Source organism: Neobacillus cucumis, assembly GCF_002860255.1.
Classification (GTDB): Bacteria; Bacillota; Bacilli; order Bacillales; family Cytobacillaceae; genus Neobacillus; species Neobacillus cucumis_A.
On sequence record NZ_PGVE01000053.1, the window covers coordinates 21,603 to 41,625 of the forward strand.

General features: G+C 37.4%; 19 protein-coding genes and 1 pseudogene. 4 read left to right on the forward strand and 16 right to left on the reverse strand.

Annotated features, from left to right (window positions below; translation table 11 throughout):
- Positions 1-34: 34 nt before the first annotated feature.
- The 7 genes from CVD27_RS14160 to CVD27_RS14185 all read right to left on the reverse strand — a co-directional run bounded on the left by CVD27_RS14160 (position 35) and on the right by CVD27_RS14185 (position 7,304).
- Entirely contained in the window at positions 35-1,168 is a 1,134-nt protein-coding gene (locus CVD27_RS14160) for a conserved virulence factor C family protein (RefSeq protein ID WP_101648560.1), read from the reverse strand.
- A 109-nt stretch (positions 1,169-1,277) separates the two neighbouring features.
- Positions 1,278-3,167, reverse strand: a complete 1,890-nt coding sequence (locus CVD27_RS14165; RefSeq protein ID WP_101648561.1) for an ABC-F family ATP-binding cassette domain-containing protein — start codon at positions 3,165-3,167, stop codon at positions 1,278-1,280.
- Positions 3,164-3,799, reverse strand: a complete 636-nt coding sequence (locus CVD27_RS14170; RefSeq protein ID WP_374703075.1) for an HD domain-containing protein — start codon at positions 3,797-3,799, stop codon at positions 3,164-3,166. Before CVD27_RS14170 ends, CVD27_RS14165 begins: the two co-directional genes overlap by 4 nt.
- An 88-nt stretch (positions 3,800-3,887) precedes the next feature.
- The gene (locus tag CVD27_RS28155) at positions 3,888-4,043 is read right to left on the reverse strand and encodes a hypothetical protein (RefSeq protein WP_180960284.1); all 156 of its coding nucleotides are present in this window, start codon (positions 4,041-4,043) and stop codon (positions 3,888-3,890) included.
- A 60-nt stretch (positions 4,044-4,103) separates the two neighbouring features.
- On the reverse strand, positions 4,104-4,952 hold the full coding sequence (locus CVD27_RS14175; protein WP_101648563.1) for a DegV family protein: 849 nt from the start codon (positions 4,950-4,952) through the stop codon (positions 4,104-4,106).
- 146 nt (positions 4,953-5,098) lie between these two features.
- Positions 5,099-5,605, reverse strand: a complete 507-nt coding sequence (locus tag CVD27_RS14180; RefSeq protein ID WP_101648564.1) for a hypothetical protein — start codon at positions 5,603-5,605, stop codon at positions 5,099-5,101.
- Positions 5,606-5,621: 16 nt separating this feature from the next.
- Positions 5,622-7,304 carry a formate--tetrahydrofolate ligase gene (locus CVD27_RS14185; protein ID WP_374703077.1) on the reverse strand — a complete coding sequence of 561 codons (1,683 nt, stop codon included), beginning with the start codon at positions 7,302-7,304 and terminating at the stop codon, positions 5,622-5,624.
- Between the two features lie 229 nt (positions 7,305-7,533).
- Between CVD27_RS14185 and metA the strand changes: the two genes are divergently transcribed.
- Both metA and CVD27_RS14195 read left to right on the forward strand, forming a co-directional pair.
- Positions 7,534-8,442 carry a homoserine O-acetyltransferase MetA gene (metA, locus tag CVD27_RS14190; RefSeq protein WP_101648566.1) on the forward strand — a complete coding sequence of 303 codons (909 nt, stop codon included), beginning with the start codon at positions 7,534-7,536 and terminating at the stop codon, positions 8,440-8,442.
- Positions 8,443-8,536: 94 nt separating this feature from the next.
- On the forward strand, positions 8,537-8,749 hold the full coding sequence (locus tag CVD27_RS14195; RefSeq protein WP_101648567.1) for a DUF3892 domain-containing protein: 213 nt from the start codon (positions 8,537-8,539) through the stop codon (positions 8,747-8,749).
- 109 nt (positions 8,750-8,858) lie between these two features.
- On the opposite strand, the gene mntR is transcribed toward CVD27_RS14195, so the two are convergent.
- The 7 genes and pseudogenes from mntR to CVD27_RS14230 form a co-directional block, all read right to left on the reverse strand.
- Positions 8,859-9,281: a transcriptional regulator MntR gene (gene mntR, locus CVD27_RS14200; RefSeq protein ID WP_101648568.1), complete on the reverse strand. Its 423-nt coding sequence runs from the start codon at positions 9,279-9,281 to the stop codon at positions 8,859-8,861.
- 90 nt (positions 9,282-9,371) lie between these two features.
- Positions 9,372-11,540 carry a DNA topoisomerase III gene (locus CVD27_RS14205; protein WP_101648569.1) on the reverse strand — a complete coding sequence of 723 codons (2,169 nt, stop codon included), beginning with the start codon at positions 11,538-11,540 and terminating at the stop codon, positions 9,372-9,374.
- Positions 11,541-11,631: 91 nt separating this feature from the next.
- Positions 11,632-13,359, reverse strand: coding sequence for a thiol reductant ABC exporter subunit CydC (gene cydC, locus CVD27_RS14210; protein WP_101648570.1), 1,728 nt, complete (start codon positions 13,357-13,359; stop codon positions 11,632-11,634).
- Positions 13,356-15,074 (reverse strand): annotated as a pseudogene (cydD, locus tag CVD27_RS14215) (thiol reductant ABC exporter subunit CydD). The gene cydC and the pseudogene cydD overlap by 4 nt, the downstream one beginning before the upstream one ends.
- Positions 15,074-16,087, reverse strand: a complete 1,014-nt coding sequence (gene cydB / locus CVD27_RS14220) for a cytochrome d ubiquinol oxidase subunit II (RefSeq protein ID WP_101648571.1) — start codon at positions 16,085-16,087, stop codon at positions 15,074-15,076. Before cydB ends, cydD begins: the two are co-directional and overlap by 1 nt.
- Positions 16,088-16,090: 3 nt before the next feature.
- A complete protein-coding gene (locus CVD27_RS14225; RefSeq protein ID WP_101648572.1) occupies positions 16,091-17,497 on the reverse strand; it encodes a cytochrome ubiquinol oxidase subunit I in 1,407 nt (468 codons plus the stop codon).
- A gap of 251 nt (positions 17,498-17,748) precedes the next feature.
- Positions 17,749-18,033 (reverse strand): hypothetical protein, encoded by a 285-nt coding sequence (locus CVD27_RS14230; protein ID WP_101648573.1) that lies wholly within the window; start codon positions 18,031-18,033, stop codon positions 17,749-17,751.
- Between the two features lie 270 nt (positions 18,034-18,303).
- Here CVD27_RS14230 and cspD point away from each other — a divergent pair, with 270 nt between their 5' ends.
- Positions 18,304-18,504, forward strand: coding sequence for a cold-shock protein CspD (gene cspD / locus CVD27_RS14235; protein ID WP_071459908.1), 201 nt, complete (start codon positions 18,304-18,306; stop codon positions 18,502-18,504).
- A gap of 61 nt (positions 18,505-18,565) precedes the next feature.
- Here cspD and CVD27_RS14240 read toward each other — a convergent pair whose 3' ends face one another.
- Together CVD27_RS14240 and CVD27_RS14245 are read right to left on the reverse strand one after the other, a co-directional pair.
- Positions 18,566-18,739 (reverse strand): zinc-finger domain-containing protein, encoded by a 174-nt coding sequence (locus CVD27_RS14240; protein ID WP_257984365.1) that lies wholly within the window; start codon positions 18,737-18,739, stop codon positions 18,566-18,568.
- A gap of 29 nt (positions 18,740-18,768) precedes the next feature.
- Positions 18,769-19,425: a reverse transcriptase-like protein gene (locus CVD27_RS14245; RefSeq protein ID WP_101648575.1), complete on the reverse strand. Its 657-nt coding sequence runs from the start codon at positions 19,423-19,425 to the stop codon at positions 18,769-18,771.
- A gap of 184 nt (positions 19,426-19,609) precedes the next feature.
- Between CVD27_RS14245 and CVD27_RS14250 the strand changes: the two genes are divergently transcribed.
- On the forward strand, positions 19,610-20,020 hold the full coding sequence (locus CVD27_RS14250) for a reverse transcriptase-like protein (protein WP_101648576.1): 411 nt from the start codon (positions 19,610-19,612) through the stop codon (positions 20,018-20,020).
- The last annotated feature ends 3 nt before the right edge of the window (positions 20,021-20,023 follow it).

The following is a 20,023-nucleotide window of genomic DNA, read 5'->3' on the forward strand; positions in this document are numbered from 1 at the left end:
ATTAGAATACTATAATCAAGTTTATTTTACAAAGTCATTGGTCCAACTTCCTAGATTCTGTCATTTGTTTCCAAACAGAACCTTTCGCTTCCTCGCCGCCCTCAATTCTTTCAATAGCCATTTTAATTTGCATACTGACTTCAAATTCGGGATCATTTTCAGCCTCTTTAAGAGCCGGAAGAGATTTCTCATCCCCCGCTTCAAATAAAAACATGGCTGCTCTCCATCTTACCAGCTTGCTGGTATCCTTTAGTGCTTTTGCCATTTCCTCTGCCGCATCAGGAAAGCCTAAATCTGATAAACAATCGCCTGCTGTTCTGCGGACTGTAACCGTTTTATCTCTTAAAGCCTTATATAAAAGCGGCAGAACTTCTTTATCTTTAATCATACCAAGATATACAGTTGCTAGTCGGCGAATGGAGGGTTTCTCATCTAATAACGCTTTTTCTAGCATAGGTAAATCTTCTAGTTCAGGGTCATCCATTTGTTCAAGCATCTGATAGCGAATTTGCCAGTCAGGATGGTTCAATTCTTCAATGGTGACCTTTTTACGGGCTCGCTTAACTTTTTGGGCAATTTGTGATGGAGTATCTTGAGCTTTTATAACTAAAGATTCTAAGCGTTCCTTTGGATAAGCAGCAATTAATTCCTCAACGACCTCTTGACCAATTTGATCAAAATCTCCATAGCGGACACCTTGATTATGCCATTTACGTAAAAGAATATAATTCTCGTCTGGCAGCTGTGCCTCTTCCCTAGCTTTTAAAAAGTATTCTGGCATTCCAAACCTTCGTTCCGCAGAACTATCGGTTAGTTTAACCTGAAGGGGAATGTCTTTAAACATTTGAATCTCTACCTTGATTTCACCAAAATGCTCATCTATTTTGTTTACTTTAACGATTTTATCTGTTTTTTCACCAAAAGCCTTTCGGACTTGAGGTAGTAATTCCTTCCAATCATATTTTGCATTTCGTTCAACAGCTAAAAAATCAGCGACATGGTATACACCCTTTATACCTTCAATTTTTAGTATAGATTGAATGATAGTAGGTGCATCTTGTGCAGTTTCTTTTTTATAATTACGGCTTTTGCCCATTGGAAGTTCTTGGTCTAAAATAATTTTCATCGTATTTGGACTTGGCGTTGGTTCAATTGCCTTTATTCTCAACAAAATCACCTGATTCTTATGGTTTTCTTTTTTTCAAGTTTAACATAATGTTAATATTCTATTCATTCGATTTGCTTTTAAAAAAAGTACGTCATTTAGACGCACCCTGCTAGTCCGCCTCAGCTATTTCAGCTAAATAAGACCATCGTTCAATTAAATATTCAAGCTTTTCGTTTAATTCCTTTTCCTGCTGCATTAATTCCTGCGCTTTTGTAAAATCACTGCCTGTCTCTGCCATTTCAGCTGCGATCTCTTCGAGTTTTACCTCTGTCTTGGCAATAACTTCATCAATTTCTTCCCACTCCTTCTTCTCCTTAAAGGTTAGCCGCTTCTTTTTTTCTTTTTCTGGTGCTTTAGATGGAGGAGTTGGCTTTACGGCTGTTTTTTGGACTTCAAGCGCTGTTTCTTTTTCAAGGTATTCACTATAATTTCCATAGAAAGAGTCTATTTTTCCTTCTCCGCGAAGAACTAGGAGCTGTTCCGCCACTTTATCTAGGAAGTATCGATCATGGGAAACCGTTATTACTACTCCTGGAAAATCTTCCAGATAGTCCTCCAGTACCGTTAAGGTTTGTGTATCTAAATCGTTAGTAGGCTCATCCAACAGGAGAACATTCGGTGCCGTCATTAGCAGCTTTAAAAGGTAGAGACGGCGTTTTTCCCCGCCAGATAATTTTCTAATAGGCGTGCCATGTGTAAACGGAGGGAATAGAAATCGTTCAAGCATTTGTGCAGCAGAAATTGTCTTACCATCCGATGTCTCTACAACCTCAGCTGTCTCTTTAATATATTCAATCATACGCTTATTCTCATCCATGTCTTCGCTTTCCTGTGTATAAAAGCTGAGTTTGACCGTTTGCCCTATAATAAATTCACCTTCATCAAGCGAGAGCTTTTGAGCTAAAATATTTAATAATGTTGATTTACCGGCTCCATTTTTACCAATGATTCCAATCCTGTCCCCCGGCTTTACCAATAAATTAAAATGCTCAAGAATGACTTTTCTTTCATAACGTTTTGAAGCATCTTTCAGTTCAAAAACCTGTTTTCCAAGACGGCTTCCATTTAAGGAAAGATCTAATTTTTCACTAGATGGCTTTCCACTTGAAAGTTTTTCATCGAGTTCTTCGAAACGTTGAATTCTAGCTTTTTGCTTTGTCGACCTCGCTTTGGCCCCCCGCCTAATCCATTCTAGCTCTCTACGGAATAAATTTTTATTTTTTTCAAATGATGCTGCTTCGTTTTCCTCACGAACTGCTTTCGCTTCCAAAAAGGCAGCATAGTTGCCCTTATAGCTGTATAGATTACCACCGTCTAATTCAAACATCCGATTAGCCACTTTGTCTAAGAAGTATCGGTCATGTGTAACAAGTAAAATGGAACCATTATACCGGCTTAAGTAATCTTCCAGCCACTTCACTGAATCAAAATCAAGATGGTTCGTTGGTTCGTCAAGGATTAATAAATCAGGCTCAGCAATCAATACTTGTGCCAGTGCAACACGCTTTTTTTGTCCGCCAGAAAGTTCACCAATTTTTTTTGTAAAATCTTCTATTCCCAGCTTCATTAAAATAGACTTTGCATTTGTGCTAGCGTCCCAGGCATTTAGCGCATCCATTTGCTTTTGTAATTGAAACATCTCTTCTTGTATCTTTGTATCACTTGGAGAGATATTCAACTTTAATAAAGTCTGCTCGTAACCGCGCATTAATTTTAAAATTGGAGCATCACCATGAAAGACTTGTTCAAGCACTGTTTTATCCAAATCTAACTCGGGCTGCTGGGCTAAATAGGAAATGGAATAGTCTTTAGCAGAGGTAATTTTCCCATCGTCAGGAGCATCCAAGCCTGCAATAATCTTTAATAAGGAAGACTTCCCTGTCCCATTGATGCCGATTAAACCGACACGCTCCTTTTCACTAATAGTAAAGGAAATTTGGTCAAAGAGTAACTTTTCCCCATATGTCTTTGAAACATTTTCAACTGTGAGCATCTTCATAAATCTTGTCCATCCCATTCTTGATAAAATTGATCCAAAAAGGTAAGCATCATTTGCTGTCGTTTTTCAGCCATTAATTTAGCTGTATCAGTGTTTAATAACTCTTTTAATTTTAATAGTTTTTCATAGAAATGGTGTATACTTGTTGACTTTCCTGTTCGATATTCTTCTGGGCTCATTTCTTCCCTAACATGAATATCAGGGTCATAGATTAGCTGTCCCTTTTTACCACCATAAGCAAAAGCTCTGGCAATACCAATGGCTCCAATTGCATCTAAACGATCCGCATCCTGTACAATTTTTGCTTCAACTGTTTGAAGGTCCGTTTTCCTTCCGCCTTTATATGAAATAGTTTCAATAATTTGGATGATATGATCTTTTTCATTATCGGCCATTTCATTTATTTTGAAAAAAGAGTCAAGTTTAGCTTTGCCCTGTTCAGTTGACTTATTTAGTTTTTCGTCAGGAATATCATGGAGAAGTGCTGCCATTTCAATAACAAACGGATCTCCTGCCATTTCACGTTTACATATATACAAAGCATTACGGCGAACACGGTCAACATGATACCAATCATGCCCCGTCGAGTCTTCGCCCAATTCATTACGAACAAATAATTCCGCTTGTTTCATTAAAAAATCCTTCATAAAAAAGCACCTGCCTTCACCCTAGTTATTTTAACATGAATGGCAAACAAAAAATAACCCCGATGTTTCGAGGTTATTTTTTGTTTGCCTGACGGCCGCTTTTTTTCTGGCTTTGTGACTTATTGTTACCTATTTGAAATTCACTGCCTAATTCAACATCATTACTTATATCTTGCTTTTCAATTTGTTCTCGGGTTTGATTGGCATTTTGTCTTCCTTGCTTACTCATGGTGGCACCCCCCTCATTCATACTGACTGACTTTTATAGTATATACAGTCAGAGGGCAAGTTATTTTAAGCCATTAAACCAACTAATCCCAAGGGTATTTTCTCCAGCATGAACGCCAATTACCGCTCCTAATGGGGAGCAAATAATCTTCACTTTCGGAAACTGTTCCTGTAGTTCAAGCTGCCATTCTTTGGTCTGTTCTTCATGCAAGCCGTACAATATATATACCTCTTTAAATTGGTTCTGTTCATAAGCTGTTCGAAAATAATCGAGGATTTTTTCTTTAGCTTTTTTCTCGCCTCTAACCTTTTCTTTTACATTGAGGGCTCCAGCCTCAATAGAAATAATAGGTTTGACATTAAGCATACTACCCAGAAAAAACTGCAATCCCGTCATTCTTCCTCCGCGGTGCAGCTGCTCCAGGCTTCCAACAAGAACATAGGTCTCACAAGTATCCCTTACTCGTTCTAAGTGTTCTATCATCAGTTCGATACTTAGACCATCTTCTAACAACTGCATTCCCTTTTTAATTAATGCGGACATAGGGTACGTAAGAATGTGAGAATCAAAAGTAGTAACCGGAATATCGACAAGAGAGGCTGCCTGTTTACTTGATGAAACCGTTCCGCTAAGCTTCCCTGAAATGAGAACGGTTACAATCCTGTCGTATTGTTTTGATAGCTTTTCATATAAAGATTGAAACGAACCTACGGAAGGCTGTGAGGTTAACGGAGGGTTCTTTATTTCCTTTAGTCTGGTAAATAGCTCTTTAGAAGTCAGGTCTACTCCATCAGAAAATTCCTCACCATCGAGTAAAACGGTTAATGGAATGGTATATAAATCCTGATGGTTGATTAGCTCTTTATCTAAATAGGCTGTACTATCGGTTACCCATGCGGTTTTAACCATGTGTCTCTCCCCTTATTTTTAGTATAAGGTACTAATATCTAACTAATTTAACTTTACCTTCAAAATTAAATATTGTAAACATTTTAACAATAAATAAAACCAGCTAAAAGAAGCTGGTCCATACTTAATCTTTTATAAATCTCATCTCAACATAAACGCTCAAGGGTTGTAATAATAAAATTAGTCATTTCAACCAAATCATCCATCTGGTCCTCAGTAATTAAACGGCCAAAATCAATGGTAAGAAGGGTTGATAAATTTTTGTCGCTTTCTAGTGGATTATAATGACTCGAAAGTGAAATGTCTCTATCTTCTCCCCATATATCCAAAAGAATATGCTTTACCTCTTGATAATTTAGCTCTTTTTCTTGTTTAAGAATAAATTCCAATCTAACAAACACACCTGCCTGCCGTTCATTCTTTATTGCCGGCAAAAGCTCTGCTGCTAAATTGATCATTTTTGAACTTATTTCCACTTTGGCAATAACTGTATCATATGGTAATCGGAAGGATATATCAAAAGAACGTGACATTTTAGCCATATTGAACAAATCATTTCGATCCGTAATAACAATATCACCCTTCAAGTCCAAATCATAGAAGGCTCCCTCAATCACTACTTTCATATTATCAAAGGCTGTTGGATCAAACATAACTTCCTCGACTCCTTTAGAAAAGTCCTAAAGCATTCCCATGTTCATCGACATCCATATTTAAAGCGGCCGGTTTTTTAGGAAGTCCTGGCATTGTCATAACCTCTCCTGTCAAAGCCACGATAAAACCTGCTCCGATTGACGGTTTTAATTCTCTTATGGTTACAGTGAAATCGATTGGTCTACCTAGTTTTGAGGGATCATCCGATAAGGAATATTGTGATTTTGCCATGCAGACAGGCAAATGAGACCAGCCGAACTTTTCAAAATCTGCTAATTGTTTTTTAGCTTTTGGTAAAAACTCTACATCCTTACCGCCATATACGGCTTGTACTATTGTTCTAATCTTCTGTTCAATCGAATCAGAGAGTTCATATAGCGGATGGAAATCATTTTGGATTTTTCCGATAACTTCCAATAGAGTTTGAGCAAGCTCCTTTCCTCCTTCTCCTCCTTTTTCCCAAACTTCCGTTAAGGCAACTGGCACTTTTTCCTTTTCACACCATTCTAACAATGTTTTAACCTCAAGAGCTGTATCGGTAATAAATTTATTAATGGCTACTACTACAGGCAGACCAAAGCTTTTTATTGTTTCAATATGCTTTTGTAAATTGGCCGTTCCAAGTGTGAGTGCTGAAATATTCTCTTTTGCCAAATCCTGTTTTTCCACACCACCATGCATTTTCAAGGCACGGATGGTCGCAACTAACACTACTGCTTCTGGTTTAATGCCTGCACACCGTGATTTGATATGTAAAAATTTCTCTGCTCCTAAATCGGCTCCAAATCCGCCTTCAGTTATAACATAATCAGCTAACTTTTGAGCTGCAGTGGTTGCAATTACACTATTACAGCCATGTGCAATATTTGCAAACGGCCCTCCATGGATTAATGCTGGAGTGTGCTCGATCGTTTGAACAAGATTAGGTTTAACGGCGTCTTTTAATAAAAGTGCTAACGCACCCGCGACACCAAGATCACCTACTGTAACAGGTTCTTTATTTACGTTATAAGCAACTACCATTCGAGATAATCGCAATTTTAAATCTTTTAAATCCGATGCCAAACATAGGACAGCCATGACTTCTGATGCTACGGTAATATCAAAACCATCCTCTCTTGGTACACCTTGAAGCGGTCCTCCAAGTCCAACAACCACTTTTCTTAAGGATCGATCATTTAAGTCTAATGCCCTTTTCCATACGATTCTTCGTTGATCTATGTTTAACTCATTGCCTTGCTGGATATGATTGTCAATTAATGCAGCGAGAGCGTTATTTGCAGTTGTTGTTGCATGAATGTCTCCGGTAAAGTGGAGATTAATGTCCTCCATCGGAAGTACTTGAGAATATCCGCCGCCTGTAGCCCCGCCTTTTATTCCCATAATTGGTCCAAGTGAAGGCTCTCGCATAGCAATCATTACCTTTTTTCCAAGTCTATTAAAGGCATCACCGAGACCCACAGTCACAGTAGATTTCCCCTCACCTGCAGGAGTAGGATTAATCGAAGTAACCAGGATGATTTTACCATCTTCATTTGTCTTTATTTTGTTAAGTGCCTCATTGGATATTTTTGCTTTATATTTACCATATAGCTCCAAATCATTTTCTTCTAAACCGATTTTTGCTGCAATTTCCACAATCGGCTTCATTATGGATGCTTGTGCAATTTCAATGTCTGACTTCATTGATGTTTTCATTGTCACGTTAATCCCCCGCATTGGCATTAAATTATAACCGCACTACCATTGTACCAAATAAGTTTTTTCATTTCCGATAATTATTATATCGAAATTAGCATCTTTCCTGAAATTGCAATAATGTTTATAATGGAACTATCGAATTTTTTTAATATTCACAAACTCCATCTGCAGGTCATTTAATTAATAACCTTGTATAAATAATGGATTGACGAAAGGGGACGGTCACTTGCCTATTAACATACCTAAACAATTACCTGCACGGGAGATACTTGAGCAGGAAAATATTTTTATAATGGATGACGAAAGGGCAGTCAGCCAGGATATCAGGCCTTTAAATATTTTAATCTTAAATTTAATGCCTGAAAAAGAAAAAGCGGAAACACAGTTTTTACGTTTATTAGGAAACTCACCTTTACAGGTAAATGTAAACTTTTTAAAAACCGATTCATATGAATCAACCCATACAAGTAAGCAGCACTTGGAACAGTTTTATACCACTTTTCCACAAATTAAAAATTTAAAGTTTGACGGAATGATTATTACTGGTGCACCTGTTGAATTATTAGAATTTGAACAAGTGAAATATTGGGCTGAATTGAAAGAAATCATGGATTGGGCTGATCAAAATGTCACTTCAACTTTGCATATATGCTGGGGTGCACAGGCAGCACTTTACTACCTATATGGGATCGGTAAATTTGAATTAGAACGAAAATGCTCAGGTATCTATGCTCATCAGATATTTGAACAAAATGATATTTTATTGCGTGGATTTGACGACCAATTCTACGCCCCACATTCACGTTACACAGATGTTGCTATTGAATCAATCATGAAAAATCCCGAATTAAAATTACTAGCTGCCTCAGAAGAAGCCGGGGCATTGTTAATTAGTTCCAGGGATCGGAAACATGTTATGGTGACAGGTCATTTGGAATATGACTCCGATTCACTAGCACAGGAATATGAAAGAGATTTGAAAAAGGGCCTTGAAATTCATATGCCAGAAAACTACTTTCCAAATAATGATCCAACGCAGCCGCCTATTAATCGCTGGCGCTCGCATGGTCATTTATTCTTCTCTAATTGGTTAAATTACTATGTATACCAAGAAACACCTTTTCATTGGGGTTAAAAAAAGGCATCGGACTTCCGATGCCTTTTTACTTAAATGACTCTGTTTATTATTAAGTAAAAATAGCAATAATACATGGGAAAGGAGTGTTCCTATGGAAACTATTACAGCAGTTCATCGAAATCACTTTGGTGAGATTATCAATTTTGTCACTTCGGAAGGGCGGGTTATATCATACCGAAAGGCATTAATGGACGTTGAACAAGGCTTAATACAAGGTATACAAACAATACAAGATTCGAATGGAACATTATCTCTTATGCCTGAAATTGAGCAATCCTTTGAACATTTCCCAAATATATTTTAAAAAACACCTAGCTTCAGCTAGGTGCTTTCTTTTCATCATATTTCATTTTAACCCAGACAAGCGGCTATATAGAAAAATGGAGGAATTAATCTGTTTTTAGAAATTCCATCTATTCATGTTCATTCTGTTTTTGAATTTCCTTTAACGCCTCAATCCTGTTTTGGTCATCTTCAAAGAACTGAACAAGGTCACCAATTCGATCAATGGAATCCCAGCTTAAATGATGTTCAATCCCTTCAACATCATGGTAGATGTTCTCGTCCTTTACCCCAATGATTTTTAGGAATTGTTCAAGTAGTTCATGTCTAAATACTAGTCGTTTACCAATCTTATTTCCCTTTGGTGTCAAGCTTAGTCCTCTATATTTTTCATAAACTAAATATTCATCTTTATCAAGTTTTTGGACCATTTTTGTTACTGAGGAGGGATGAACAGACAACGCTTCGGCAATATCTGATACACGAGCGTATCCTTTTTCTTCAATCAAAATATATATTTGTTCAATATAATCTTCCATACTAGGTGTTGGCATCCCTTAACCTCCAAAAAATTACTCTTCTAAAAGTTTACTATAATAAAAAATGAGTGACAAGGCACATCCTCACATAAATCACAGGATAAATTATTTTGTGGCAGTCTCTTCAAATAAAAATTTTATTCTTTTTTCCTGCTCATCAAGAATTAACCTAGCATTAAATGTTTTGTCCTTATTTGTAAATCCTTCAATCAGTTCTGTTTTTTCTCCGGATAGTAGCAGTTTTACATTTTTCTGTGTAATATTCTTCCCTAGGATTTTTTTTGAAATCGTAAAATTACACTGATTTTTTTTATAATTACTGCAGCCATAGAAGGTTCCTTTATCAATAATATCGCCTTCACATCTTTTGCATCGTCCTAGTTTAGTTGGAGACCTTCTTTTCCCCTTTTGTTTTCCGGGGGTAAAGTTTTGAGTGATTTCTTCTGAAAAAACCCAATTAACTGATTGGTTCCTGCTAGATGAAATTAAATGGAGCACCATTTTTTTTGTTTGATCCATAAAATGTTTTGGTATCGCAGTTCCTTCAGAAATTTCTTTTAGTTTTTGTTCCCACTTTGCTGTCATTTCAGGTGAGGCAAGAATTTCTTGCCCTATCGCTTCTATCAATATTTTTGCTTTGGCAGTTGCATAGACAAGATTCTTTTTTACTTCAATATATAAGCGGTCCTTAAGCATAGTGATAATTCCTGCTCTTGTCGCTTCCGTTCCTAACCCTTCCGTTTTAGAGAGGATTTTCTCGAGCTCTTTATCATCTATATGCTTTCCAGCTGTTTTCATTAACGTAATAAGCTGTCCTTCTGTATAGCGCTTCGGCGGCTGTGTTTGGCTTTCCTTCACATCCACCTTTACAGTATTTCCCTGCTCACCCTTCGTTAGAACCGGCAATTCAGGCTCTTCATCACGTTCTTTGTGATTCAGTACTTTTCTCCAGCCTTCTTCAAGTTGTACCTTACCCTTAGAAATAAAGGATGCCCTTCCTTCTACTAACGTGGTAACGGTAGTATACTCTGCTACCGCCTTGTTATAATGGGCTGCAATTAGACTAGTAACAATTAAATCATAAATCTTCCTTTCTTCAGAGCTAAGCCTATCTAAATTCGGAATTTGTTCAGTTGGAATAATTGCATAGTGATCGGTTACCTTTTTTTCATTTACATAACGTTTGTTCTCTGCAATGGATGCCATTGGAAGTGGGAAATAACTTTCGTAAGCTTTTATATGACTTAATTTATTTAGAATATCAGGAAAGGTATGGGCTTCTTCTTTAGTAACATACCTCGAATCAGACCGGGGATATGAGACAAACCCTTTTTGATAGAGTTTTTGTAAGATATCTAAAGTATTTTTCGGAGAAAATTTATAGCGTTTATTGACCTCCGCTTGTAAAGCTGAAAGATTATATAAAAGTGGAGGTTGAAATTCTTTTCTTTCGGAAAGCACCTCAGCAACCTCAGCCGGCTTGTTTTGACAGAAGAGTGCTACTTTTTCAGCCATCTCCTTGGACTTTACACGAGTTTCCCCATCATTCTGCCACTTACCACTATATTTTTTGCCATTTATTTTAAAATGGCCAATAACCTCCCAAAATGGCTCAGACTTAAAATTCTCAATCTCTAACTCTCTTTTTACAATAAGAGCCAAAGTTGGTGTTTGAACTCTACCTACTGAAAATACATCTGAGAATCCTTTCTGCTGCAATAATAAACTATAAAGCCTTGAACCATTCATGCCTACAATCCAATCCGCACAGGCACGGGTATAGGCCTCATAGTATAAGCTTTTTGTATCCTGTTCATCTAATAATTTATTAAAGCCCTCGCGAATGGCGTTTGGTGTTAACGATGAAATCCAAAGACGTTTCATGGCTTTTTTACAATTCGTTAAGCGTAAAATATTCCGGATAATCAACTCACCTTCACGTCCAGCATCTCCCGCATGAATGATCTCAGTTACATTTGGATCAGATACTAATTTTTTTATGATGGCAAATTGTTTTGCTTTATCTTTTGTTACTTCATATTTAAATTGTTCAGGTATGAGCGGCAAAGTGTCCAAAGACCATTTTTTCCAGCCTGATTCATACTTTTCCGGTGCGACCAGCTGACAAAGATGACCGATTGCCCATGTCACATAGGCCCCCTTTGGAAATGTCTCATTCGGAAAAATTTCAATATAACCATTTTGTTTTTTATGTTTAAATATAGAAGCTAAGGTTGAACCTTGATCGGGTTTTTCAGCAATAATTAGTTTCATTTCGTTTGCTCCTTCTTAAAGCATCCCTGATTCATTTTCCCACTTCAAATTCATTTCGTAAAGGCAAAAAATAAGGCAGATAATGGACAACTTATGAAAAAGGCCGATCCAAGGCATAAAGTCTTCGATAACGTGATTCCTGTTCAACTAATTGTTGGTGTGTCCCGTCCATAGCTATCTTTCCACCCTCTAAGAACAAAACACGGTCCATACTCTCTACACCAATTAAATGGTGAGTAACCCAAATAATGGTTTTACCTTGAAGCGTTTCAAAAATTGTCTTTAATAATTTCACTTCCGTAATGGGATCGAGCCCTACGGTTGGCTCATCCAATAGTACCACAGGGTTATCTTGCAGAAGAATTCTGGCAAGAGCAATACGCTGCCGCTCTCCTCCAGAGAAACGTTGACCTGTTTCCTGCATAATTGTGTCATATCCTTTTGGTAATTGTCCAATCATTTCGTCTAACTGTACAAGTCGAGCTGCCTCATAAACCTCTTCATCCGAGGCTTTCGGATTACCAAGGCGGATATTATTTAGTACAGAAGTATTAAATAAATAGGATTGCTGATTTAAAACTGACATTACATTTGAAATAGATGCTTCTAGTTTATGAACGGCTTGACCATGAACCGTAACAGTCCCTAAGGTTGGAACAAGTGCTCCATAAATCAGCTTTAAGAAAGTAGACTTCCCTGAGCCGCTTCGGCCAATAACCGCTATCTTTTCTCCTTGATTGACCGTTAAATTAATATTCCTTATGACCTGTTCCTCTGCATAAGTAAAAGTTAATCCTTGTACCTTAATGGTGATATTTGAAAGGTCAAGTTCTTTTAATTCATCTATCTGAACCTTTGTATTGAAATCGTCAGCTTGAGTAGTTGTAAGTCGTTTTATCGAATCTTGATAGACGGGAGTATCACTGATTGCGCCTGCGATTGGTAAAAAGGATTCTAGTAACGATAACAAAACAAGGGCGAAGGCGGCGATTAATGTTGGAGGAACTTCTCCAGCTAAAGTGAATTCGCTTGCCGAATAAACAGCAAAAATAACAATTAAACCGAGGATTAATTGATGAAATAAATCACGCCAATTCACAAATGAATGTATTCTTTCATCTACTTTTAGAAGTTTATGCTCATGCCGTATATTTCTCTGGATAAACTGATGGGATTGACCACTGAAGATCAAATCACTGATTCCTAAAATAGCATCAGTAAATTGTTGATAAGATTGGTTTCTACCTTGTTTTAGCTCCTCTTTTCTTGCTTTCATATATATAAGAGAAAAAAACGGGCTAAGAAAAACTATTAAACTAACAAAAATTGCTAAAATCAAGGCGAATGGACGTGATAAAATTCCTGCACAAGTGATCATAATTCCGTAAATTACAATGGATACTGCAGCTGGTAAAATAGTTTTCAAATAAAAGTCTTGTAAATGTTCAATATCATTAGACAAGACGCCGAGAAGATCACCTGTACGAAACCTCGAACGAATGAACAAGGCTTGTGGTCCAACCAATTGATATAGTTTTACCCGAAGTTGAGAAAGAATCTTTAATACTAAACTATGTCCTGTCAATCTTTCTATATAGGTAAAAACAGCCCGTCCTATACCAAAGGTTCGAACTCCTACAATAGGCACATAAACCATTAATATCGATTCTGGTCGTGTTGCTGCTTTAGAAATGAGATAACCAGAGGTGAACATTAATGCCCCGCCAAAAAAAGTGGTAAGCGACGCAAGTAAAATTGAAATGATAAATAACCATCGATACTGGCAGATATAAGGAAGTATCCATTTATCCTTATTCATAACATTCCCTCCATTTGTTGACGGACAAGCTGATAATATGTTCCGCGAAGGCCCATGAGATGTTGGTGTGTACCTGATTCAACTAATTCACCTTGTTGAAGGACCAGAATCTCATCCATCTGGAGCATTCAATGTAAGCGATGGGTGGCAAAAAACACGAGCTTATCTGAAAAAAGTTTCAGCATTGTTTCTTTTAATTCGGCTTCTGTTTCAATATCTAAATGGGCGGTCGGCTCATCAAGCACCACGACAGGTCGATTCCCTATAAATGCCCGAGCAAGAGCCACTCTCTGTTCCTGCCCGCCACTGAGCACTCTGCCTCCCTCACCTATTATGGTATTCATTTTTTCAGGCAGCCTCTCAATCAGCTCTAATAACCCCGCTTGTTTAGCTGCTTCTTTCACCTCTTCATCTGATGCCTCTGGAAGATATAGGCGGATATTGTTTTGAACAGTATCGTGAAAAATATAGGGGTGCTGGGGAATATAGATTACTTGATTCCGCCAATCTTGAACAGATAAGGACGATAATATATATTCCCCTAGCCAAAATTCTCCAGATGAAGGGGTTAAGAAACCACTTAATAGATCAATTAAGGTTGATTTTCCTGCCCCACTGGCACCAATAATTCCAATTTTTTTGGCACCTGTAGTGGTAAGATTAATATTTTTTAAACCCGCCTGTGGATTTTCCAGAAACCGAACATTCACATTATGAAGAGAGAGTGTTTTGAAGATTTCCCGGCTTGGGGCAGCCAGCTGTATCAGCTTATTCTCTGTTTGTGCAAGTATTGTCTCCACCTTTTGTCCAGCATTTTTACCATCGAGTGTGGCATGATAATCAGTACCTAACTCTTTTATTGGCAAAAAATATTCAGGTGCTAAAATGAGAATAGTTAACGCGGGATAGAGAGACATCGTTCCGTTTATTAATCCCATTCCCAGAAACACAGCAACCGTAGCAATTGATAACATAGTAAAGAAGTCAAGAGCAAAAGAGGAAAGAAACGCCATCTTTAATACCGCAATTGTTGCACGTCTGTATCTTTCACTAACTAAGATAATGTTTTCTACATGCTGCTTACTTAGGCCTAAATATTTGAGTGTCTCTAATCCTCTTAATGAATCAACATAATGATTGGATAGGAGATGGTAGGAATTATATTGTTGATCCGCTTTATTTTTTGCCGCTAAGCCCAGTAATACCATAAAGATAATAAGGATGGGTAGGGCAAGTAAAAGGATGAACGCAGAACGGGTATCTTCAATAAAGATGATCACTAAGATCGCAGAAGGAATGAGGAATGTATTCATTGACTTTATAAATATTAGTTCCAAGTAACGGCGAAATTTAAATAACCCTTCCATAACCAAAGTAACCGTCTGTCCTGATCCTTCTTTTCTTACAAACCCAGGGCCAAGATTAAATAATTTCTGCAGTAATTCTTCACGCAGCGTTTCACACGTTTTGGCAGCAAAATTAAAAGCAATCGTTCTTTTCCATCCATTTAATACATGTCGGCCTATAAGGGCACATAAGAAAAACAGCAGTTTTTTAACTACATTACGAAACAAATCTCCCCCAAAAAGGGAGGAGATTGTTTCTGCCAGGGAAAAGGCTTGGATGATAATAAATATGCTTTGAATAACAGTCAGAATGGTTAGCTTCACTAGTATCGGTTTTACACCCTTAAGAGTGAACAATGTTTTATCCATTAGTAGGTTAGATGCTCCTTATCTGTCACACGTTTCCGAAAAATATAGTAACTCCAAATTGTATATCCTAAAACAAAAGGTAAGACTGAGAAAGCCACGATTGTCATAACTTTTAGTGAATAAGCACCACTAGATGCATTATACACAGTCAAGTCAAATGCCTTATTTATAGAACTGATCATTACCCTTGGGAAGAGTCCAACGAAGATTGCTGAAATCGTTGCTGCCAAACCTACTCCGGACATCGTAAAAGCCAACCCTTCTCGTTTTTTACCAATAAAGAACCAAGCTGCTCCATAAGCAACAACAATTAAACCAACAAGGGAAAGTTCTGGTATAAGCCGGACTTTAAAGATATCAGTCATATTCCATGACAAGACAACAAATATAACCAAAGATATCAGAACAGCCACAACTATTTTTTTATTCAAGATCACAGCACGATTTCGAATGATTCCTTCGGTTTTTAGGGTAAGGAAGCAAAGTCCATGAAATAAACAAAGCAACGTTACCGTTAAACCGCCCCAAAGTGAGTAAACATTAATAAAATCCGTAAAACCAGCATTCATATTCATATCACTTTGGATTGGCATTCCTTTCAACATACTTGTAAAAAGAACACCCAATAAAAATGGCGGGAGAATACTGCCAAAGAAAAGCACCCAATCCCATACATTTGTCCACTTGGGATGATCTACCTTACGGCGAAATTCAAATGATACGCCCCGGCCAATTAAACAGAGGAGCACAGCTAATAAAGGCAAATAGTAGCCGCTAAACATGGTTGCATACCAATGTGGAAACGCAGCAAAGATTGCACCACCGCCTGTCAGGAGCCATACTTCATTGGCATCCCAGAAAGGACCAATCGTGTTGACCATAATTGTCCGTTCCGACTGGCCTCTTGCCAAAAAGCGTGTCGACATTCCGACACCAAAATCAAAACCTTCTAGGAAGAAAAAACCGATAAATACAACGGCGATTAAGATAAACCATAGTTCACTTAATTCCATTCCCTAAGCACCTACCTTACTAAAAGGATCCGTGGATTCATGAACACCAACGTTATGGTGAATTTCCGGACCTTTTTTTATTTCACGAATAATCAAGTAGATCATGACACCTGCCAGAATGGTAAAGACCAGTATATACAAAATGATGGAAAAAAGGATCGTTCCTGCCGGTACATTCGGTGAAACAGCATCGGATGTTGTCATTAAGCCAAAAACAGTCCATGGCTGGCGGCCCACCTCAGTCATAACCCATCCAAATGTATTAGCAAAAAATGGAAAGGAAATAGTGGGAAGAAGCAATTTTAAGAACAGGCGGCTATTTGACAACTTCTCTTTTTTCCATAAATAAATGCCAGCAAGTCCTAACAAAATCATTGCCATTCCAAAACCAACCATCAATCTAAAACTCCAATAGGTAGTTTTGACGGGCGGGATATAATTTGTTCCTTTACCAACAACAGAGTCATATTTTTTTGAATACTCTTTTTGAAGGGTTTCCATTCCTTTTAGACTGCCTTCAAATTTTGAATAGGCCAGAAAACTCATTGCATAGGGAATATTAACCTCAAAGCTGTTCTCTCGTTTTTGGCTATCAATAATCGCAAAGGCAGACCAAGGGGCTGGATCTTGTGTATCCTTCCAGATACCCTCGGCTGCTGCCATTTTCATGGGCTGGGTCTTGACCAGATATTGCGCTTGGGTATGCCCGCTGAAAGCCGTACCAAGACTACCAATTAAGCCAATAACAAGCGCAAGTTGTAAAGACATTTTATAGAATTCCACATGTTTCTTTTTTAATAGGTTAAAAGCACTTATACCAGCAACAAAAAAAGCGGCCGTACATAGTGCCCCTGTGATCACATGCGGGAATTCCACTATTAATTGGCCATTAGTAATGAGTGCAAAAAAATCAGTCATCTCTGCACGGCCATTATTCATTTTAAATCCTGTTGGTACTTGCATGAATGAATTCGCTGATAATATCCAGAATCCAGACAGAAGTGTACCAAGCGAGACAAGCCATATACAGGCTAGGTGGAGTTTTTTAGATAACCGTTCCCAGCCAAATATCCATAAACCAATAAACGTGGACTCCATAAAGAAAGCTAAAAGTGCTTCAATCGCAAGCGGTGCTCCAAAAACATCTCCTACAAATCTTGAATAATCGGACCAGTTCATCCCAAATTGAAACTCTTGGATGATACCCGTTACAACACCTACGGCAAAATTTATTAAGAAAATATGTCCCCAAAATTTTGCCATCTTTTTATACAGTTCCTTTTTTTTCACAACATACATCGTTTCCATTAACGCGACCATAAAAACCAGTCCGATCGAAAGTGGAACGAAGAAGAAGTGAAAGATGGTTGTCGATGCAAACTGTATTCTGGCCAACAACACTTGATCCATTATTTACTCCTCCATTCTTTTTTTGTGCATTTTTTCACATACTTAATCATAAAAATAATTTTGCCAACATGGCATATGTAAATAACTAAGGTATATTAATAATTATTATTTTATAATAATCAATATTATCAATTACCTTTATTCTTATCTTAACAAACTTTGTCACGAATTCTCCTATATTTTTCGACTAATTTGTGACAAAAGTCGGAGATAATAAAAAATCCCCCATCGTTTGTGGGGGGGATTTTTGACTATTTGCTTGGCTTAATAGAGTTCTTTTCCTGAACATACCAATTTTCCTCAGGAACGATATTAGAGACAGTTAAAATTAACGAAGGTATTCGCTCCACATCAAACACAATCGCCCCAATCTTCTTAGTAAACATGATAAAGGCATCCCCATGAGAAAATTCAGCCAGATCATTTCCTATATGGAGCAATGACATTAATATGGCTTGCTTTTCATCTGCTTCAATTAAGACTTGTGGCGAGAATCTTAATATCCAATCTTCACCAGCGATTGAAAAACGGTACATGGGCTCCTCCACCTCATAAAGAAAAAGTTATTAATTATACATATGAGGAAGAGCCTACATTATATTCATCGAAGAATTATATTCATTTTTATTAATAAATTATTCAGAAACGGCAGATTTTCAGGAAAAAACCACCTGCCATTCCTTGACTGTCCAATTTCATTATTGTATATTTAAAGCATCATGTAACCGAATAATATTTTCCTGTACATGATAATATTTAACTTGGTACCGAATAGGTGCCACGAAAGGCTTAGGAGGAAGAAGTACATGCAAAACGGTAAAGTAAAATGGTTTAACAACGAAAAAGGTTTTGGTTTTATCGAAGTTGAGGGCGGAGACGATGTATTCGTACATTTCAGCGCAATCCAAGGCGACGGCTTTAAATCATTAGAAGAAGGTCAAGAAGTTTCTTTCGAAATCGTTGAAGGAAACCGTGGACCACAAGCTGCTAACGTAGTAAAACTTTAATCATTTCATAATAATAACCATTCAAGGCTGACGATTTTACGTCAGCCTTATTTATATGTTTTCAATTTAATTTTTTTCCATACTCCTGAAGTTGTTCTCCGACTGTACATTGTGTAATACAAAAACGATGCGCGGCTCTTCTTCCATCTTCCCTTTTCAGATATTTATGCAAAAAACAGCCATTACAATATTGATTCATCAAGCCTTCGACTTGGCTCAATAGTTCCTTTCTCATGGAAGGCTTCATGATTGTTTGCACCTCTTCTAAAGAATTAATGTTTTTGCGAAGATATCTTTACCTTCTAACGCTTGGGTTGCCAATTTATCCGCTTCTTTGTTTTCTTTACGTGGGATTACCGTAAATTTTGGAAGCAATCCTAATGTTTTCATTTTTTCTTCAATCCTGTCAAGCCACTTGTTGAGGGTCTCTTCATAGCAAGGCCATTCCCCTTCAAGCTGCTTTAAAACACCCTGAGAATCCCCCTTGAACTCGCATGATAAGTGGTGGACACCCAAATCTTCTAAAATATTCAGCGCAAAATAAAATGCAGCATATTCCGCTTCGTTATTAGATTCCATTTCATCAAACCGTTGATTGGCACGAATGCGATATTTCTTTTTCCCTTGCTTAAAAAAAATAACGGCCCCAAGCCCTGCTTGATTCGTTTCCTTTTGAAATCCGCCGTCAAAATAAACAGTAATTTCATGAGGATCCTCTTCGACTTCCGCAAGCAGTTTCTTCATTTCCTTCAAAATCCATGAAGTCCCTGCTTCATCATAGAAATATAACTCTGTTACTTTTCCAGTCGCCTCTAATTCTTCAGCAAATTGAACAGCTAACTCGCCCGTTATCCAATCGGAAGAACATTGAATTTTATCATTACTTTTCACTTTATACAACCACTCAAGCTTATATTTCATATTTGTCAGCCTTTCAATTGTTTTCTTCGTCTTAACAACTAGCTTATTCAGTTAAATAAAAAATATCGATATTTTTATCCTTTCCATTTGTAAAGTAGAAAAAATATTTCCCTGCATGTCTGTGTTAAAATATGTTAAACTTTTTTAGTAAAGTGCAACTTTTATCATTGAGGAGGATACAGCATTGATTGAAGTCTATATTGATGGAGCAAGTGCTGGTAATCCTGGACCAAGCGGGGCCGGGATTTTTATTAAAGGAATTGGTACTCCAGAAAAATATTCGATACCACTTGGAACCATGTCAAACCATGAAGCAGAATTTCATGCATTTATACAAGCTCTGGAAATATGCGATAAAAAAGGATTCGCCCATTCTATTATCTCTTTTCGTACAGACTCTGAATTAGTAAATATGTCTGTAGAAAGAGAATTCACAAAAAATAAATCGTATGCTCCGTTACTTGAAAAGGCATTAATTCTTACAAAAAAATTTGATTTATTCTTCATGAAGTGGATCCCAAGTGCCGAAAACAAAGTGGCTGATGAACTGGCAAGGTTGGCGATTCAAAAAAATACCGATAAGGAGAAAAAGTAAACA

Bases quoted from the DNA above. Each gene is read 5' to 3' on its own strand.
- CVD27_RS28155 (WP_180960284.1), bottom strand. From the start codon at position 4,043: ATGAGTAAGCAAGGAAGACAAAATGCCAATCAAACCCGAGAACAAATT.
- cspD (WP_071459908.1), top strand. From the start codon at position 18,304: ATGCAAAACGGTAAAGTAAAATGGTTTAACAACGAAAAAGGTTTTGGT.
- CVD27_RS14225 (WP_101648572.1), bottom strand. From the start codon at position 17,497: ATGGATCAAGTGTTGTTGGCCAGAATACAGTTTGCATCGACAACCATC.
- CVD27_RS14175 (WP_101648563.1), bottom strand. From the start codon at position 4,952: ATGGTTAAAACCGCATGGGTAACCGATAGTACAGCCTATTTAGATAAA.
- CVD27_RS14170 (WP_374703075.1), bottom strand. From the start codon at position 3,799: ATGAAACAAGCGGAATTATTTGTTCGTAATGAATTGGGCGAAGACTCG.
- CVD27_RS14195 (WP_101648567.1), top strand. From the start codon at position 8,537: ATGGAAACTATTACAGCAGTTCATCGAAATCACTTTGGTGAGATTATC.
- cydB (WP_101648571.1), bottom strand. From the start codon at position 16,087: ATGGAATTAAGTGAACTATGGTTTATCTTAATCGCCGTTGTATTTATC.
- CVD27_RS14180 (WP_101648564.1), bottom strand. From the start codon at position 5,605: ATGTTTGATCCAACAGCCTTTGATAATATGAAAGTAGTGATTGAGGGA.
- CVD27_RS14230 (WP_101648573.1), bottom strand. From the start codon at position 18,033: ATGTACCGTTTTTCAATCGCTGGTGAAGATTGGATATTAAGATTCTCG.
- mntR (WP_101648568.1), bottom strand. From the start codon at position 9,281: ATGCCAACACCTAGTATGGAAGATTATATTGAACAAATATATATTTTG.
- CVD27_RS14240 (WP_257984365.1), bottom strand. From the start codon at position 18,739: ATGAGAAAGGAACTATTGAGCCAAGTCGAAGGCTTGATGAATCAATAT.
- cydC (WP_101648570.1), bottom strand. From the start codon at position 13,359: ATGAATAAGGATAAATGGATACTTCCTTATATCTGCCAGTATCGATGG.
- CVD27_RS14245 (WP_101648575.1), bottom strand. From the start codon at position 19,425: ATGAAATATAAGCTTGAGTGGTTGTATAAAGTGAAAAGTAATGATAAA.
- CVD27_RS14185 (WP_374703077.1), bottom strand. From the start codon at position 7,304: ATGAAAACATCAATGAAGTCAGACATTGAAATTGCACAAGCATCCATA.
- CVD27_RS14205 (WP_101648569.1), bottom strand. From the start codon at position 11,540: ATGAAACTAATTATTGCTGAAAAACCCGATCAAGGTTCAACCTTAGCT.
- CVD27_RS14165 (WP_101648561.1), bottom strand. From the start codon at position 3,167: ATGAAGATGCTCACAGTTGAAAATGTTTCAAAGACATATGGGGAAAAG.